Source organism: Zhongshania aliphaticivorans (assembly GCF_902705855.1).
GTDB classification, from domain to species: Bacteria; Pseudomonadota; Gammaproteobacteria; order Pseudomonadales; family Spongiibacteraceae; genus Spongiibacter; species Spongiibacter aliphaticivorans_B.
In genome coordinates, this window is record NZ_CACSIJ010000013.1 from 396,280 (window position 1) to 413,027 (window position 16,748).

Consider the following 16,748-nt stretch of genomic DNA (forward strand, 5'->3'; position numbering starts at 1 on the left):
ATGAGCTACAGCCCACTGATCGACGATTTGATAGACGCCTTGCGCTGTTTGCCGGGCGTCGGTGTTAAGTCCGCACAGCGCATGACGTTTCAGTTATTAGAACGCAACCGTCCGGGAGCGGCACGTTTAGCTGCGGCCTTGAGTAAGGCTGCGGAACATGTTGGTCATTGCGCGAGTTGCCGCACTTTAACTGAAAACGAACAATGTTTTATTTGCGCGGACAAACGCCGCGACCAGAAAACTATCTGCGTAGTCGAGTCGCCGGCTGATGTTGTTGCTTTTGAGCAAAGCGGTGACTACAAAGGCTTGTACTTTGTATTAATGGGGCATTTATCACCTATTGATGGTATTGGTCCGGTAGAAATAGGCATAGACAGATTGTTGCAACGCAGCATTGAGCTGTCGATTAGCGAGCTAATTTTAGCGACCAATCCGACGGTAGAGGGCGAGGCAACGGCCTACTACATTACTGAACAAATGCGCAGCCAAGGTATCGCTGTGAGCCGTATCGCTCACGGGGTGCCTTTGGGTGGCGAACTTGAATACGTGGACAGCGGTACGCTGGCACATGCACTGAAAGGACGTCGTCCCATTGACTGATCCCGTAGAATCCCGCGTTTATATAGATACCGACGCAGCACTTGATGCCGCTTGCGAGCGCTGGGCTGCTGCACCATTTCTTGCTATTGATACCGAATTTATTCGTACCGATACCTTCTATCCCATCGCGGGTTTATTGCAGGTGGGGGCAAGTGGCGAGCTTTTTCTCATCGACCCCTTATCAATAACAGACTGGTCGGCTTTTACTGCATTGTTAAGGCGCAGTGATTTACCAAAAGTAATCCATTCCTGCAGTGAGGACTTAGAAGTCTTTCAAGTGTTGTTTCAGTGTGTGCCGAAGCCCTTGCTGGACACCCAGATTGGCGCGGCCCTAGCAGGCTTGGGAGGCGGTTTGAGCTACCAGCGATTGGTGATGGACTGTTTGGGAGTACATGTTGAAAAGGGCGAAACTCGTTCAGATTGGCTGCGTAGACCGTTAAGTGAGAGTCAATGTGTATACGCGGCCTTAGATGTGCTCTATTTACAGCGTATTTACCCTATTTTGTGTAAGCGTCTTGAAGACAAGGGCGCTTTGAGTTGGTGGCACGACGATTGTGCGGCGATTACAGCGCAGGCGGAAAGACCCACTGCGGTAAATGAATACTATCAGCGCATAAAATCGCTGTGGAAGCTCAGCGCGAGGCAGCAATATGCTTTGCAGTTACTTTGCGGCTGGCGTGAAACCGAGGCAAGGGCGAGGAATATTCCACGCGGGCGAGTGCTAAAAGATGCGGCTTGCTTTGAGATTGCAAGGCAATCACCGTCTGATAATAATCATTTAGGGCGTATTAAAGAGGTATCTCCGGGCAGTGTGCGCCGTTATGGTGACACAATATTAGAGCTTCTTGTGCAGGCCCGTGGCGCCGATGATACCTTATTGCCACCATCTGCGCCTAAGCCGCTTACGCCAAGTCAAACACAGGTTTACAAAAACATGAAAGGCGTCGCAGAGGAGCGTGCAAGCGAGCTCGATATCGCCCCAGAGGTTTTTGTTAAAAAGCGTGAATTTGAAGAAATTATCCGCACTGGGCTGCTGCCATCTACATTAAGTTCGTGGCGTAAGCCTTTGATTGGGGATAAATTAATTATGCTTTCCGAGAAAAAAATATGAAGCGTATTTGTGCTGTTTATCGAAGTTCGCGCACGGAGGGGATGTATTTGTATGTGGATCACAAAGAGGATTTGTCTCGTGTCCCTGACGATTTACTAGCGCGCTTCGGCCAACCTGCACGTTCCATGACCCTAGTGCTGCATGCTGAACGCAAGCTAGCGCGAGCTGACGTGGCTAAGGTCATGGCAGAAATTGCTGATAAGGGGTTCTATTTACAACTGCCGCCACAACCCGAGCGATTGAATCCTCGTGTTGTACCTGAGATAGATGAATAACTCTAATTATGGCTGACATAGTACGACGTCCATTTTGGGAACATAAATCCTTGACCGAGATGTCAGCTGAGGAGTGGGAGGCTGTTTGTGATGGCTGCGGAAAGTGCTGCCTTCATAAGCTAGAAAACCATGATGACGGTGAGGTTTTTTATACGGATGTCGCCTGCCGTTTATTAGATATCGAAGTGTGCCGTTGTAGTGATTACAAGGCGCGTAAGAAGCTAGTACCAGACTGCATTTCTTTACGGCTTAGCGATCCTGAAGACATGCATTGGCTACCTGCTAGCTGCGGATATCGTTTATTGGCAGAGGGGCGCGAGTTAGAGGATTGGCATCCCTTAATTTCAGGCGATGTGAATAGTGTTCACGAGGCAGGTGTATCAATCCGCGGACGCTGTATTAGTGAAAATGACGTTAAAGATATTGATTACGAAGATCGCATAATTTATTGGGTGGAGTAGGGCAGGATGATTGATCTCAGTGATTATAAGCTGGCGTGGCAGGTCTATCTTAGTGTGGGGCTGGTGGCTGGTGTGATTTGGTGCATGTTGTTACGCCGCATACCTGTGCGTGTTCTGAGATATTGGTTAATGACGGCTGGAATTGTGTTTTTGTTTCTACCTGCGCGCCATCCGGATATGTCTGAGTTGTGGGTGCCATCGGCGGGGGCTGCGGTGCTAACAATTTTAACTGACGGATTAGAAACCGCTGTACCAATGCTATTGGCGATGGGGATGGCGCAGATTGGCGCGCTAATAGTGGCGATATTATTGGCGTATATTTTTGCTAATGGCGTCGCTAACCCTAAAAAGACAATGTCTGCCGATGGCACGGCTAGTTCACGTGCCGAGCCAGATATTGGGCTTGATTAGCGTTTGTCCTATCAAGTTTGGCGGTATCTCGTGATTACTTTTAAAATGCCGCGGATTCGCTATACTTTGTGTGCTAATAGCAATAATGTCGAAAAATAAGGATACGCCTAGTCACAATGCGCAGGATTGCTTGCAGAGTAGGCTCGCGGTTTAAAAGCGGTTTTTAAGGATGCCGATGGATCTGGAATTAGTAAGTGTAGATGGTGGTGATTCGTATGTGATCACAGCGTCATCGGTACTCATCGGCCGCGATGGTGCTAATGACATCACTATTGCAAAAGATCTCTTGTCTAGGCGTCATGCTAAATTAAGCTTAATCGACGACGAATGGCTACTGGAAGACCTCAATTCCACTAATGGTACTTCTGTAAATAATCGTCAAATAACACGCCCAACCAAGGTTAAAGCCGGTGATGTTATCAAGTTTGGCGAAACCGCATATTACCTTAAAGATACCGCTGCCGATGGCCGAACTATTGTCGCGTCGCGCCTACCGCAAAAAGAGCTTTCGGCAGGTGGATCTGTCGTTATTGATGAAGAACCCGACGGCGACCTCACCTCCTTTCAACAGGCTTATCAGCTGCCCTCCGGCTGGATAAATGTGTCAAAGCAAAACCCGTCCTATTCCAAAGAGGCGGTAGATCAACTGATAAAACGCACAATTACTTCAAAGCAACTAAATCCTGATGTAGTACTCGTGTTCTATATTAATCAAGCTAGGCCGCTTGTGTATGGTATTTCTGCAAAAAAGGCTGAGGCATTTTGGACAATTGGCCGTGGTCAGGATGTAAAAATTCGTGTTGATGATCCGAGTATCTCGTCACAACATGCCAAGCTTTTGTATAGGGGCGGGGAGTGGAGTTTGGATGATTCTGGCTCTACCAATGGGCTTCGTATAGATGATGAGGCCTGCACAAAAGTTGTGTTGCAAGATCAGGGTGTTGTCACGCTTGGTCGAGTAGATATGGTGTTTCGTAAATTGCAGTAGAATAACAAATATAAAAAACGTAGCGATGTGTTGAAACCTGCAAGGGTTTAAATCAATGTTGGAATCAAATATTACGGAATAGCGTAAGCAAGGGAGGCGGTCGTGGCGAATCAGAAGAGACGTTTTGATAAGTGGTGGGTTGCTAGTTCAGCGGCGTTCACGCTAATAGTTGTATCGGCATGTTCAAACACACCTGATAACGAGGTGAGTGCCGCATCCGCAAGTACCGAGGATATTGTTGCCGGCCTGCAAATAGTGGACTGCTTACTGCCGGGGCAGCTTCGTAAACTCGGTAATATGTCTTATATGACGCCAAGGCGTCCTGTTAAAACGACCGCAGCTGATTGTCGAATTCGTGGCGGTGAATATGTTGCCTATGACCGTGCTGATTATAAAACAGCTTTGAAGGTTTGGCTGCCCTCTGCAGAGGAGGGGGACGCCGAAGCGCAATTGTCGGTGGGTGAGATTTTTGAAAAGGGTTTAGGTACCGAGCCGAACTATGAGGTGGCAATATTTTGGTATCAAAAAGCGGCGGAACAAGGCAATAAAAGCGCGCTGTTCAATCTGGCGACCTTGTATGAGCAGGGCTTGGGTGTCGAAAAAGACAAGCTAAAAGCCATAAACTATTATCGTCAGGCATGGGGTATGCCTGAAGACAGCTTAATTTATCAGGAAACCGCCCAGCGCGAGCAAGAGGTATTACGTGCTGAATTGGCGGCGCAACTCAAAGCCAAAGATCAGCAATTGGCCTTGTTAGATCGGCAGGCGGCGTCGCTTAAAAAACAACTAAGTAATAACACCGCAAAAACGAATAACGCAGCCGCAGCGCCTGCTGCAGAACTAGCGACCCTACATCAGTTGTTAAAAACCGTTCAAGATGATCGCGCAAGCGTAGAGCGCCGTCTTTCAACTATTCCCAAATTGCGTACACCAGCGTTAACACTGCCAAGCGTTGCGCCGGCAGTTGGTGGCGACGGCATTAAAGTTGACGATATGGATTTTGGGCGCTATTACGCTTTGGTCATCGGAAATAGGGATTACGCTGTTCTCGACGATTTGGCAACGCCGCTGAATGATGCAAGAGAAATCGGCGAGATTCTTGAAAATCAGTATGGTTTTCAAGTGCAGTTGCTATTGAACTCAGATCGTTTGACAGTTATGCAGGCAATCAATGAGTTGCATAGCGTGTTAACCGAAAATGATAATCTGCTAATTTATTACGCGGGCCACGGCAGCATGGTAAATGTTGGTGAACGAGACACCGGTTACTGGCTACCAATTAATGCTGATCCGCCACCTAATGATGCGTTTTGGGTGTCGAATGAGTTTGTCAGCAACCATTTAGGTCGCCTTCAAGCTAAACGTGTACTGGTCATTGCAGATTCTTGCTATGGCGGTTTATTGTCGTCTGCGCCAGGGCAGTTGTTTTTAGGGCAGGGGCGCGAATCAGATAATCCCGAATATATTAAATATAAACTTCCTCGGCGATCTCGCTTACTGATGTCATCTGGCGGTGACAAGCCAGTAATAGATGAGGGCGGCGATGGGCACTCGGTGTTCGCAAGGGAGTTGATCAATACCCTGCGCTCCAATACGAGCTTGTTATCGGCACCGGATTTATTTGCGCAAATCCGTGAACCAGTTAAGCGCCAGGCGAGCTTGAACGATTTTATTCAAGAGCCGGTATATAAAATTATTAAAGGCGCAGGTCATGAAGTGGGTGATTTTTTCTTCGTTCCAAAAACCAAGATTAATTAATGACGACATTTTTTAAATAAATTCATTGCGCAGTAAGGTATTTCGCTGGGGCAATATTTAGAGAGAGTAGAAAGCGTGGAAAAAAACATTTTGAATAAAATAGCGGTAATCGCTTTAACACTTGGTGTGTGCTTATTACTTCCGACTGCCGCCATGGCGGCAGAGGAATGCAAGCCCAAAGTGACGAACCCGGATAATGGTGAAAATCCAGGTGATGGCACGCCGCCAACCGGAGCAACTGGTGGAGCAGGCGAGTTTAGTACTGCGTCAGCCTTAAACGGAATAGCTAGGGCGTCGGAGTTTAGTGAGCAAGAAGCGCAAGAAACTCGAGGCGATTGTGGTGCGACGGTGGGAGAGTCTAGCGGGACGCAAGCACAAGAAGTCGCCATGACTATCGGCACAAAGATTATTAATCAGCGCGCCGTCCGAAACCGTAGCGGAAATACAGGCCAGCAAGTCACTGCCTTTGATTTCCGCGCCCTCGGCGGTGCAGCTAGCGCAGACAACGATGGTGATTCCCTGCGCAATGGCAGTCGAGTCTCATTATTTAGCTTTGGGGAATATTCTGAGCGTGATCGAAAAGGAACAGCGCTCAGCAGTGGCTATGAGCAGGAGCTGAGCGCGTTTACCCTAGGTTTTGATTATCGATTAGATGACGCAACTTTCTTAGGTATGACGGTTAGCGGATCTGAGGGTGAGAGCGATTTAGACAGTGGTAATGGCGGTAGCGAAGTATCGTCCACAACACTTGGTATTCATGGTGCCAAGTACTGGGGAAATAATTTTGTGGCGGGTTTTCTTGCTTACGGTTCTCTAGATATCGATGTTTCCCGCAGTACCGCAGCAGATAGTTTTAGTGCGTCGACCGATGGTGATTATTGGTACGGGGATATTGCTGTTGGTTTTGAAGAAAATTATGGCGGCCTACGCATAACACCTCAGGCAAGAGTGCTATTTTTGTCGGGCGACATTGATGCCTACCGCGAACGCTCAGGATCGGGTGCGGGTGTGATTCGCAGTGTCGACAGTCAAGATATCGATACAACCATACTGACCTTATCTGTACAGGCAGATTACCCCGTGTTGTTAAGCTGGGGGGTATTACTTCCTTCAATGCGAGCAGAGTTAATCTCAGATGGCGGCGATGGCTATAGCTCAAATGGTCAGACCCTTAACGACGCTGATAAAAGTGCCATTAGTAGTTTTGCTGATCAGGCGGATGATCCAGATTCCAGTACGGTGTCAGTATCGTGGGGAACCTCAGCGCAGTTTAGGGGAGGCTTTGCTGCTTACGTGGTGTACGAGCGTTTGTTCTTTCATGACTATTTAGATAAATATACAGCGACCGTGGGTCTACGATACGAGTTACCTTGAGAACTAATTTGAGCTACGGCAAGACTGGCGAGGACCTAGAGCCCATTTACTATATTTTGTCGTCTTGAGTGCCATGTACAGTCAATGTTCCGTTAAAAAACAGCCCAAACTCAGCAGAATACGATCTTTCTGCTATTTGGGCTGTTTGGTTTTGATGGCCTGTATTGCGGCTTGCAGTACACCCGCGCAGCGTCTTGATAAACGCGCGGAGGACTATGGTATGCAGCGCCGCGTCATTCTTGGTGATACCTTTAATCATATTGCTTATTTAAAAATATCCCGTTCAGGTAGTCATCGCTTGCATGTTTATATTGAAGGTGATGGTAGGCCTTGGCTTGGCGGTGAGTATATCTCTAAAGACCCAACTACAAAGCGTCCATTGGCATTGGATCTTGCTAGACTCGATCCTGAAAACGTACTTTATCTTGGCCGGCCCTGTTATATGGGCTTAGAGCAAGATGGTATATGCAATGAAAAATATTGGACCTCTGCGCGTTATTCAGCAGCTGTTACGGTAAGTATGTCTGCAGCGGTGAGGCAAGTAGTGGATGAATACAATATTACGGCTACTAGCTTGATTGGATACAGCGGTGGAGGCAGTTTAGCGATGTTGATGGCGTCAGATGCCTACGTTTCGATGATACCGACATTAGAATCGGTGGTAACACTCTCGGCCAATCTTGATGTGGCTGCTTGGGTGAAAATGCACGGTTATTTACCCTTGTCTGAATCACTTGATCCTATTCAGCTTGCGTACTCCAGTGCAGCAAATTTTTTACACTACAGCGGTGCTGAGGATGACAACATTCCTTCTAGTCACCTGCTTAAGTTTGTTGAGAAGCATGGCGGGCAGTATAAGATTTTCGATGATGCTGATCATAGTTGTTGTTGGGTACGGCATTGGCCCCAGTTGCTAGAGCAGGATGTGGCGCCCCTAGAGAGAGACGTGCAATGACGAAGGATGGTAAAACCCAGGTAGTGGGTGGAAGTGACTCTTCTAGTGATGAGTCTACTGAGTTAGATGAGTCTTTGTTCGATATCGATGACAGTCTTGCCTGTGGCGATGACTCTATTATTAATGATGATATTACCGAGTTATCTTCGACAAATGACGTGGAACTCGACGCAGATTTATCTGAACTTATCGTGAGTGAAGATAATGACGCGACGCGGCTTAGCGAGAATGTTGTCGACGGCGAAGAGTCTGGCTTTCATTTCGATGATGCTACAGTTGTTACTACTACGGGCAGCAGTGATGCCACTGCAATTGTTAATCCAGATAATACTGTTGTGGTATCCGCGGGAACTGGTGGCGCCGGATTCAAGGTAGGCGATTTACTAAAGGATCGGTTTAGATTAGAAAAAACACTGGGNGAAGGGGGCATGGGCGCGGTGTTTTTGGCGGTCGATCAGCGCAAAATAGAAGCCCGTCATCACGCCCCCTATGTTGCGATTAAGTTGATTAGCGGTGATTTTTCCAAAGACCCGCTTGCATATATTTCTTTGCAGCGCGAAACAGATAAGTCCCAGAAACTTGCCCATCCAAATGTTATTACAGTTTACGATTTTGACCGCGATGGTGATGTGTTCTTTATGACGATGGAGGCCTTGAAAGGGCAAACATTAGACACTGTTATTAAAGACACTTCGCGTAGTCGAGAGCAAACGGTTCGCTATATCAATGAACTCAGTCTAGGCCTTGCCTACGCTCATCAGCGTAATATTGTTCACTCAGATATAAAACCCCAAAATATTTTTGTGACTGAAGAGGGTGTTTTAAAAATACTAGATTTTGGTATTGCTCGCGCACTGTCGAATGTCGAGGGTGCAGTGCAGGATGAAGTTGATGAAGTCGTCGGCTTAACGCCAGCCTATGCAAGTTACGAAATGTTTGAGGGCGCTGCACCAGCACCAGCAGACGATGTTTATGCCCTTGGGATTATTGCTTATCAACTTTTTACTGGTGAACATCCTTTCGACCGAAAAAAAGCGACCCTAGCCAGTGATGCGGGCATGCAAGCAAAGCGTATAAAGGGCATTCCTCAGTATCAGTGGAAGGCAATATCAAAGGCTCTTAACTTTGAACGTACACGTCGCTGGCAGAATGCCGATGAGTTTTATCGGCAGTTTAGTGGTGCTGGTCGTAGGGCGAAGCATTTGGGTATTGCGTTATTATTGGTAGTACTAGGTTTCTCGGCTTATTTGAGTCTTTATACGCCTGAAGTTGGGCCAGACATTCCCTTTGAAGAATTGTCGCCAAGTGTGCAGAAAAAGCTGCTGAATAATATTAGCGAGGCAGATCAAGCGCTGAACTTCTCTGATATAAATGGCGCACTATTTTATTTGGATAGGGCGTATACCTTGCATCCGCGAAATCAGGAGGTAATGGCTAAGCTCGATACCGTTGTCAACAAGCTGCTTGATGTCGTGAACGCGGCGGATAGTGACATAGCCATTCAGCAGCTAGATGAATTATTGAAATACGAGTCCCTAACTCAGAACGCGAAATTACTTGCGCTTAAAAAATCTATACAGGCTAGAAATGAGTAGCAGGGTGGGCGAAAAAAATCGGCATTTTTCCGCCCTAGGGTCTTAGCCTTCTATTTCTGTAAACGCACCTTCAAACAGCGCTGAGCTTAAATAGCGCTCCGCTGAATCAGGCAATATGGCGACAATAGTTTTGCCGGTGTTTTCTGGTAGTGAGGCCACCCGCTCGGCAACGGCCATAGCTGCGCCACTTGAAATGCCGGCTAAAATTCCTTCCTCTTTCATCAGCCGGTGTGCCCATTGCATTGCCTCTTCGTCACTGACCGCTTCGGCGGTATCAACCATACTTAAATCAAGGTTGTCTGGAAGGAAGCCTGCACCAATACCTTGAATCTTATGAGGTGCATGTCTAGGCTCGCTGCCGTTAAGTGCACTGCGAATTAAGGTCGAAGAATTCGGCTCTACAGCGACCGTAGTGATGGCTTTGCCGCAGGTGCTTTTAATATAGCGAGATATACCAGAAAGGGTGCCGCCCGTACCGACGCCACTAATTAAAATGTCTATGCCGCCATTAGTATCGCGCCAAATTTCCGGGCCTGTGGTGCGCTCATGGATGGCTGGATTCGCCGGGTTACTAAATTGCTGGGGCATAAAGTAGCGCGCGGGATCACTTTCAACCACAGCCTCAGCGGCGGCAATAGCACCTTTCATACCCTTGCTGCCGTCGCTCAGAATTAATTTTGCACCTAGTGCTAACAATACTTTGCGGCGCTCCATGCTCATGGTATTTGGCATGGTTAAGGTAATAGGGTAGCCGCGGGCGGCAGCGACAAAAGCGAGTGCAATGCCGGTATTTCCGCTGGTGGGTTCGACAATCTCCATGCCAGCGTTCAGCTTACCGTCTTGCTCGGCCTGCCAAATCATATTTGCGCCGATTCGGCATTTCACGCTATTTGCGGGGTTGCGGCTTTCCATTTTCACGAAGATGTTGTGCTGGCTAATCCGGTTTATTTTGATTAAAGGTGTGTTGCCAATACTTAAGCTCAGATCGTCGAAGGGGGCGGACATAATGGTCTCCGTAGTGTTGATAGCTATTAATTTAGCCCGATATAGATGTAAAAGGGGCTAAATTCGTCAAATTTGTGTTTGCAGCTCTACTATAACTGGCCTGATTTGTAATTGCCTTATAATGCCAGCTTGGGTAGTCTGCTGCGCAGTCTTTTTAATCATGCTCGGTTTTAGTCAACGGGGCGATTTTGTAGTTAGGAAAAAATGATGAAATTTACCGGTACCGATTCTTACGTTTCTACAGATGATCTGAGCATGGCAGTGAATGCGGCCGTGACCTTACAGCGCCCCCTACTGATTAAAGGTGAGCCAGGTACGGGTAAAACGCTATTAGCTGAGCAGGTTGCAGCATCGTTGGGTAAGCCGCTAATTCAATGGCATATCAAGTCTACCACCAAGGCTCAGCAGGGGCTTTATGAGTACGATGCGGTGTCTCGTCTGCGTGATTCGCAGCTTGGTAATGAAAAAGTTCATGATATTGGCAATTACATCAAGCGCGGTAAGCTCTGGGAAGCCTTTGCGGCGGAAGAGCAAGTGGTATTGTTGATTGATGAGATAGATAAGGCCGACATTGAGTTTCCAAATGATTTGTTGGTTGAGCTAGATCGTATGGAATTTTTTGTATATGAAACGGGTGAAACGGTTAGAGCGATAAAGCGACCGATAATTATTATTACGAGTAATAATGAAAAAGAGCTGCCTGATGCGTTTTTACGTCGCTGCTTTTTCCACTTCATTACTTTTCCAGACCGCGCGACGATGCAAAAAATTGTTGCGGTGCATTATCCCGAGATTTCAAAGCAGCTGGTTGCTGAGGCGATGGAAATGTTTTTTGAAATTCGTCAAATTCCCGGCCTTAAGAAAAAACCCTCTACGTCTGAGCTGATAGATTGGCTTAAGCTATTAATGGCAGATGAAATTCCGGACGAAATTTTGAAAAATCGCGATGCCAGTAAGGCGATTCCGCCGCTTTACGGCGCCTTGTTAAAGAACGAGCAAGATGTGCATTTATTAGAGCGTTTGGCGTTTATGCATCGTCGTGAGAGCCGCGGCTAATATGTTAGTACAATTTTTTCTTGGACTGAGAAACGCGGGTATCCCCGTCACGATTCGCGAGCTGCTGGATTTGATTGCAGGGCTAGAATCGCGGCTAGCCTTTGTTGACGTTGATGAGTTCTATCAGCTCGCTCGGATATGCATGGTCAAAGATGAAAAATACTACGATCGTTTCGACAAAGCCTTCGGTAGTTACTTCTCGGACCTGAGTTCGCTTGACGACATTATTGAGGCGATGATTCCTGATGACTGGCTGCGAAAAGAATTTTTAAAGCAGCTAAGCGATGAGGAAAAAGCCAAGATTGAGTCTTTAGGTGGGCTAGATAAACTCATTGAAGAGTTTAAAAAGCGTCTAGAAGAGCAAAAGGGCCGCCATGCCGGTGGTAATAAGTGGATAGGCACCGGCGGTACTTCGCCCTATGGTCACAGCGGCTATAACCCCGAAGGCATTCGGATTGGTGGCGAAAGCACTAATAAAAAGGCGATAAAAGTGTGGGAGCGNCGTGATTTTAAAAACCTCGACGATAATGTGGAGTTAGGTACCCGAAATATCAAAGTTGCGCTACGTCGCTTGCGTAAGTTTGCGCGTACAGGCGCGGCGGATGAGCTTGATATTAACGATACTATCTCTTCCACCGCTAAAAATGGCGGCATGCTTGATTTGAAAATGGTGCCTGAACGCCATAATGCGGTGAAGGTGCTGTTGTTCTTTGATGTGGGTGGATCTATGGACCCGCATATTCGCGTCTGCGAGGAGTTATTCTCTGCTGCGCGGACCGAGTTCAAGCACATGGAATATTATTATTTCCACAATTATATTTATGAATCCGTGTGGGATAATAATATTCGTCGCCACTCAGAGCGTATTCAACTACTCGATATTCTGCATAAATACAGCTCCGACTATAAGGTGATTTTCGTCGGCGATGCGTCGATGTCACCCTATGAGATTGTTCAGCCCGGCGGTAGTGTCGAGCACTGGAATGAGGAGTCTGGCGAGTTGTGGATGCGACGCCTGCGCGAAACTTATGAAAAGGTAGCGTGGTTAAATCCAGTGCCACCGCAGGATTGGAATTGGACGCAATCGATAAAACTGGTCGAGCAGCAGATGGAGGGGCATATGTACCCCATGACGCTGGGCGGGCTAGAGCAGGCGATGGCCTACTTGGCTAAGTAGCGCGTTTTTAGTCGCTTGAGCTAGAGTCAGGCGACTTTCCTTTCATTGATCAACCATTCCCCAAAAATGCAATCAAGGCCGCCGTTACTGCAACGTTGAGTGATTCGACGCCATTATGCATGGGGATTTTTAGCACGACGTCGCATTGCTTTTCGATTTCCTTACTTACGCCGTCAGTTTCGTTGCCCAAGATGTAAATTTGGCTAACATTGTTTTGGGCATCAAAGACCGATTGTCTTGCATGTGACGATAGGCCGCAGAGCTGAGCGCCGTCTGCCTGCATACGGCTTAATTCTTGCGCCAAGTTGTCGCAATAGAATAGAGGCGCTCGAAATAGCGTGCCGGCACTGGCTTTAATCACTAAGGCGCTCAGTGGTGCGCCGCCACGTCTTGGTAAGATTAAGCCATCGATGCCGCTGGCAGCGACTGAGCGAATAATCATGCCCATATTTTGTGGATTGGTAATACGATCTAAAGCGATGTAGCGCCGCGCAGCACCGTTTAATGTTTCTCTATTTATGACTGAACTTGGCTGATAAGCAGTGAGCTGTAAATCGGCAGCAACCCCTTGATCCTGTTTGCCGTTCTTTGAAATTCGTGAAAGTGCCTTGCGCTCATGCATCTCAATGCTGATATTGCGTTGCTGGGCGATTTTTTTGATGTCGCGAATAATGCCGTCTTCTTTATTGCTGTCGGCAAGGTGCAATTTATAAATTTGCATTGCCGGATCTTGTAGTGCTTCCAATACTGGCTTGCGGCCATAAATGGTTAGTAGTTGATCGAAGAAGGCTTTGCGCTGTTGATAGTCAGGATTGCTCATAAGGTTTGTGTAGCCTGCATAAATAGAAAGGGCTATTTATTACACCCAGCGGTAATTGTACGCATCTGCCGCCTTGTTCGCAGCGCCTGTCTGGGTAATTTATTTCTCCATAACAATATTGAGCCGGGTTTTTGGCTAATATAAATTTGACCATTTTGATGCCTTTGCTGCGAATTGGTGCGCTAGCACTATGTTTGGGCATGAATATTGCTTTCTAAGCGTGCATTTTTGTTTTTGTTAGGTGTTTGTATAGTATCTACTTAAATTTAAATCACATGAAAACGTATGTTATTTATTTTTTTATCATAAAAAACAACTTCTTAAGTTGTTAAAAAATTATAGATTTTGCTGGAAGATAGTTTGCTGCCATCTTTTGTGCATCCTAATGACGCATGCTGCGGGTGTTTTTGCCCACAATTGGTGCGTCATTGATTTTATTGGGAGAGTTTGTAAATGAAAATCAATAGAGCAAGACAGTTTCTGCGCGGTCTTGCAGTTTTAATGATGCTTATTGCCCCGCAATGGGGATTTTCTGCGGAAATTAATGGTGCCAATACCGCTTGGATATTAACGTCTACGGCATTGGTATTATTTATGACTCTCCCAGGGCTTGCTTTGTTTTACGGCGGCCTAGTGCGAAGCAAAAACGTGCTCAGCGTATTGATGCAGTGTTTTAGTATTACCTGTTTGGCTTCACTGTTGTGGGTAGCGGTGGGTTATAGCATGGCGTTTTCGGAGGGAACCGCGTTTGTTGGTGGGCTTAGTAAAGCCTTTTTAGCAGGTGTCGGCGAGTCGAGTGTTAGCGGCGATATTCCTGAAACTGTATTTATTATGTTTCAGATGACTTTTGCCATTATTACACCGGCGCTGGTTGTTGGTGGTTTTGCGGAGCGTATTCGTTTCTCTGCGGTAATGGCGTTTTCGGCGCTGTGGTTGTTGGCAGTTTACGCTCCGGTAACCCATTGGGTTTGGGGTGGCGGCTGGTTGGCTGAAATGGGGCTGTTGGATTTTGCTGGTGGTACTGTTGTTCATATTACTGCCGGTGTCGCGGCGCTAGTTGCAGCGATAATACTTGGCAAGCGTCAGGGCTTTGGGCAAATGGCATTACCGCCGCACAATTTAACGATGACCTTTATAGGTGCCGGTATGCTGTGGGTGGGCTGGTTCGGCTTTAATGCTGGTAGCGCGCTGGCTGCTGATGGCAATGCGGGTATGGCGATGTTGGTGACACATCTTTCTGCGGCGGCGGGTTGCCTTACTTGGTCGTTTATTGAATGGGTACGTTACGGTAAGCCCAGTGCTTTGGGTGCGGTTACCGGTATGGTTGCAGGTCTCGGTACCATTACTCCCGCGTCGGGTTATGTTGGACCAGCAGGTGCTATGGTCATTGGCTTAAGCGCAGGTATTGTGTGCTTCTATTGTACTTTGTGGCTTAAGCAAGTGGTTAAGATCGATGACTCGCTAGATGTGTTTCCTGTGCACGGAGTAGGGGGCATATTAGGTACGTTCATGGCGGGTATTTTTGCGAGTAGTGAGCTGGGCGTATTCAGTGGTCAAGGTTTGGCAGAGGGCATGACAATCCTGTCTCAGCTTAAGGTTCAGTTGATTGGTATTGGCGCTACCTTTGCCTATACCGCTGTGGTGAGTTTGATACTCTTTTATGTGATAGATAAGCTCATTGGCCTGCGGGTGACTGCGGACGAAGAGGCACAGGGACTAGATATTACCTGCCACAACGAGGTCGGCTACGATCTATAAGTAGGTAATTTCTTTTGACGAGGTAGTTGTGGAATGTCGGCTCGATCTTTTGGGCTCGCACTACCTCGTTTCCCCACTCCTCTATGGGTGTTTTTGTGGTGGAAAGCTACACCACCGCGAAAAGATACTCCTCTTTTTCTACTGCTATTCATGTCTCCACTGGAGCGGAAGGCTGCGGTGGGTACATTATTTTTGGGGTTCAGCTTAGCGACATTACGCAATCGTCGTTATTTGCTTATGCCTGCGCGAAAGTAATTATTTATCGATAATAGTGTTGCAATATTTTGCTTAAGTCGACATTTTGACATCTATTTGAAATGGGCTGGAGTCGCTATGGAGCTTGAATTATATGGTACTTCCGCGTGCCATCTTTGTGAGTTGGCTGAGGCGGTGCTTGCCGAAATGCTAGTGCACGAAACCGCATGGCAAATCGAGCTAATCGATATTGCTGATGACGACGACACCTTGGCGCGCTATGCCTTAAAAATCCCCGTGCTGCGTAGTGTGGAAGATGATAGAGAGTTGCAGTGGCCCTTTGATGCCAGCAGCGTTCGTCAATTTGTGGCTGGGGGAAGCTAATGGATATAAGGGTTTCTTCTCTTTGGCGCTACCCAGTTAAGTCAATGGCGGGTGCTTCAATGCCTAGCTTGGCTGTAAATGATTGGGGGCCGAATTTAGATCGACGCTGGATGGTGATCGATAGTCAGAAGCGGTTCATCACGCAGCGGCAGTTGCCGAGTATGTGCAGATTATCTGCTTCGCTGACCGATGCAGGGATACGCATTCAGTCATTGGATGATCAGGGTCTTTTTGTTGAGGTGCCTCAACCTTCACTAGGGTCTCAATACGATGTTGTTGTGTGGTCCGACAACTGTGCTGCGGTGGATGCTGGCGACGAGGTGGCGATATGGCTTAGCGATATATTGGGTAAATCGCTGAGACTGTGTTTTATGGCCGATAATACTCACCGTCAAGTCGATACCCAATTTGCGGAGCTAGGCACTCGCGTTAGTTTTGCTGATGGTTTTCCCTTTTTACTGTGTAGTGAGGCGTCATTGGGGGTGTTAAGTAGTGTTTTGGGGAGGGGCTTGGAGGTTCAGCGTTTTAGGCCGAACATTGTCGTGACGGGGAGTGAACCCTTTGCAGAAGACGGATGGCGACGTATTCGCATTAATAATATTGAATTTGAATTGGTTAAGCCCTGCGCTCGCTGTGCGATCCCAACAGTTAATTTAGACACCGCCGCGCGCGAAGCAGATGTATTTAAAATGCTGCGGGCTGAGCGTTCTAACAATGGCGAAGTGTACTTCGGCCAAAACCTTATCCATGACGGAAGTGGCGAGCTTGCGGTGGGTCAGCGAGTTGAAATTTTAGAGTAGGCGCTGTTTTGGCTTACAAAGTCGG

General features: G+C 47.4%; 17 protein-coding genes. 15 read left to right on the forward strand and 2 right to left on the reverse strand.

What is annotated here, in order from left to right:
• From recR to GVJ32_RS11495, 10 genes are all read left to right on the forward strand, one after another.
• Window positions 1-600 (forward strand): recombination mediator RecR, encoded by a 600-nt coding sequence (gene recR / locus GVJ32_RS11450; RefSeq protein ID WP_159240194.1) that lies wholly within the window; start codon window positions 1-3, stop codon window positions 598-600.
• On the forward strand, window positions 593-1,711 hold the full coding sequence (rnd, locus tag GVJ32_RS11455) for a ribonuclease D (protein ID WP_159240195.1): 1,119 nt from the start codon (window positions 593-595) through the stop codon (window positions 1,709-1,711). The genes recR and rnd overlap by 8 nt, the downstream gene beginning before the upstream one ends.
• On the forward strand, window positions 1,708-1,986 hold the full coding sequence (locus GVJ32_RS11460) for a YcgL domain-containing protein (protein WP_159240197.1): 279 nt from the start codon (window positions 1,708-1,710) through the stop codon (window positions 1,984-1,986). The genes rnd and GVJ32_RS11460 overlap by 4 nt, the downstream gene beginning before the upstream one ends.
• 8 nt (window positions 1,987-1,994) lie before the next feature.
• Window positions 1,995-2,447 (forward strand): YcgN family cysteine cluster protein, encoded by a 453-nt coding sequence (locus tag GVJ32_RS11465; protein WP_159240199.1) that lies wholly within the window; start codon window positions 1,995-1,997, stop codon window positions 2,445-2,447.
• 6 nt (window positions 2,448-2,453) lie between these two features.
• Window positions 2,454-2,858 carry a hypothetical protein gene (locus GVJ32_RS11470; protein WP_159240201.1) on the forward strand — a complete coding sequence of 135 codons (405 nt, stop codon included), beginning with the start codon at window positions 2,454-2,456 and terminating at the stop codon, window positions 2,856-2,858.
• Window positions 2,859-3,033: 175 nt separating this feature from the next.
• On the forward strand, window positions 3,034-3,846 hold the full coding sequence (locus GVJ32_RS11475) for an FHA domain-containing protein (RefSeq protein WP_159240203.1): 813 nt from the start codon (window positions 3,034-3,036) through the stop codon (window positions 3,844-3,846).
• A gap of 102 nt (window positions 3,847-3,948) precedes the next feature.
• Entirely contained in the window at window positions 3,949-5,604 is a 1,656-nt protein-coding gene (locus GVJ32_RS11480) for a caspase family protein (RefSeq protein ID WP_159240205.1), read from the forward strand.
• 75 nt (window positions 5,605-5,679) lie between these two features.
• Complete coding sequence (locus tag GVJ32_RS11485) at window positions 5,680-6,978, forward strand: autotransporter outer membrane beta-barrel domain-containing protein (protein ID WP_159240207.1); 1,299 nt, start codon at window positions 5,680-5,682, stop codon at window positions 6,976-6,978.
• Window positions 6,979-7,198: 220 nt separating this feature from the next.
• A complete protein-coding gene (locus tag GVJ32_RS11490; protein ID WP_159240209.1) occupies window positions 7,199-7,933 on the forward strand; it encodes an alpha/beta fold hydrolase in 735 nt (244 codons plus the stop codon).
• A complete protein-coding gene (locus GVJ32_RS11495; RefSeq protein ID WP_159240210.1) occupies window positions 7,930-9,528 on the forward strand; it encodes a serine/threonine protein kinase in 1,599 nt (532 codons plus the stop codon). Before GVJ32_RS11490 ends, GVJ32_RS11495 begins: the two co-directional genes overlap by 4 nt.
• A 42-nt stretch (window positions 9,529-9,570) precedes the next feature.
• On the opposite strand, the gene cysK is transcribed toward GVJ32_RS11495, so the two are convergent.
• The gene (cysK, locus tag GVJ32_RS11500; protein ID WP_159240211.1) at window positions 9,571-10,533 is read right to left on the reverse strand and encodes a cysteine synthase A; all 963 of its coding nucleotides are present in this window, start codon (window positions 10,531-10,533) and stop codon (window positions 9,571-9,573) included.
• Window positions 10,534-10,740: 207 nt separating this feature from the next.
• Between cysK and GVJ32_RS11505 the strand changes: the two genes are divergently transcribed.
• Window positions 10,741-11,589 carry an AAA family ATPase gene (locus GVJ32_RS11505; RefSeq protein WP_159240213.1) on the forward strand — a complete coding sequence of 283 codons (849 nt, stop codon included), beginning with the start codon at window positions 10,741-10,743 and terminating at the stop codon, window positions 11,587-11,589.
• Between the two features lies 1 nt (window position 11,590).
• Window positions 11,591-12,766 carry a vWA domain-containing protein gene (locus GVJ32_RS11510; protein ID WP_159240215.1) on the forward strand — a complete coding sequence of 392 codons (1,176 nt, stop codon included), beginning with the start codon at window positions 11,591-11,593 and terminating at the stop codon, window positions 12,764-12,766.
• A gap of 49 nt (window positions 12,767-12,815) precedes the next feature.
• Here GVJ32_RS11510 and GVJ32_RS11515 read toward each other — a convergent pair whose 3' ends face one another.
• The gene (locus GVJ32_RS11515; RefSeq protein WP_159240217.1) at window positions 12,816-13,586 is read right to left on the reverse strand and encodes a TrmH family RNA methyltransferase; all 771 of its coding nucleotides are present in this window, start codon (window positions 13,584-13,586) and stop codon (window positions 12,816-12,818) included.
• A gap of 453 nt (window positions 13,587-14,039) precedes the next feature.
• On the opposite strand from GVJ32_RS11515, the gene GVJ32_RS11520 reads away from it, so the two are divergent.
• The 3 genes from GVJ32_RS11520 (at window position 14,040) to GVJ32_RS11530 (ending at window position 16,723) form a co-directional block, all read left to right on the forward strand.
• Window positions 14,040-15,344, forward strand: coding sequence for an ammonium transporter (locus GVJ32_RS11520; protein WP_159240219.1), 1,305 nt, complete (start codon window positions 14,040-14,042; stop codon window positions 15,342-15,344).
• 333 nt (window positions 15,345-15,677) lie between these two features.
• On the forward strand, window positions 15,678-15,923 hold the full coding sequence (locus GVJ32_RS11525) for a glutaredoxin family protein (RefSeq protein WP_159240221.1): 246 nt from the start codon (window positions 15,678-15,680) through the stop codon (window positions 15,921-15,923).
• Complete coding sequence (locus tag GVJ32_RS11530) at window positions 15,923-16,723, forward strand: MOSC domain-containing protein (RefSeq protein ID WP_159240223.1); 801 nt, start codon at window positions 15,923-15,925, stop codon at window positions 16,721-16,723. The genes GVJ32_RS11525 and GVJ32_RS11530 overlap by 1 nt, the downstream gene beginning before the upstream one ends.
• Window positions 16,724-16,748: the final 25 nt, after the last annotated feature.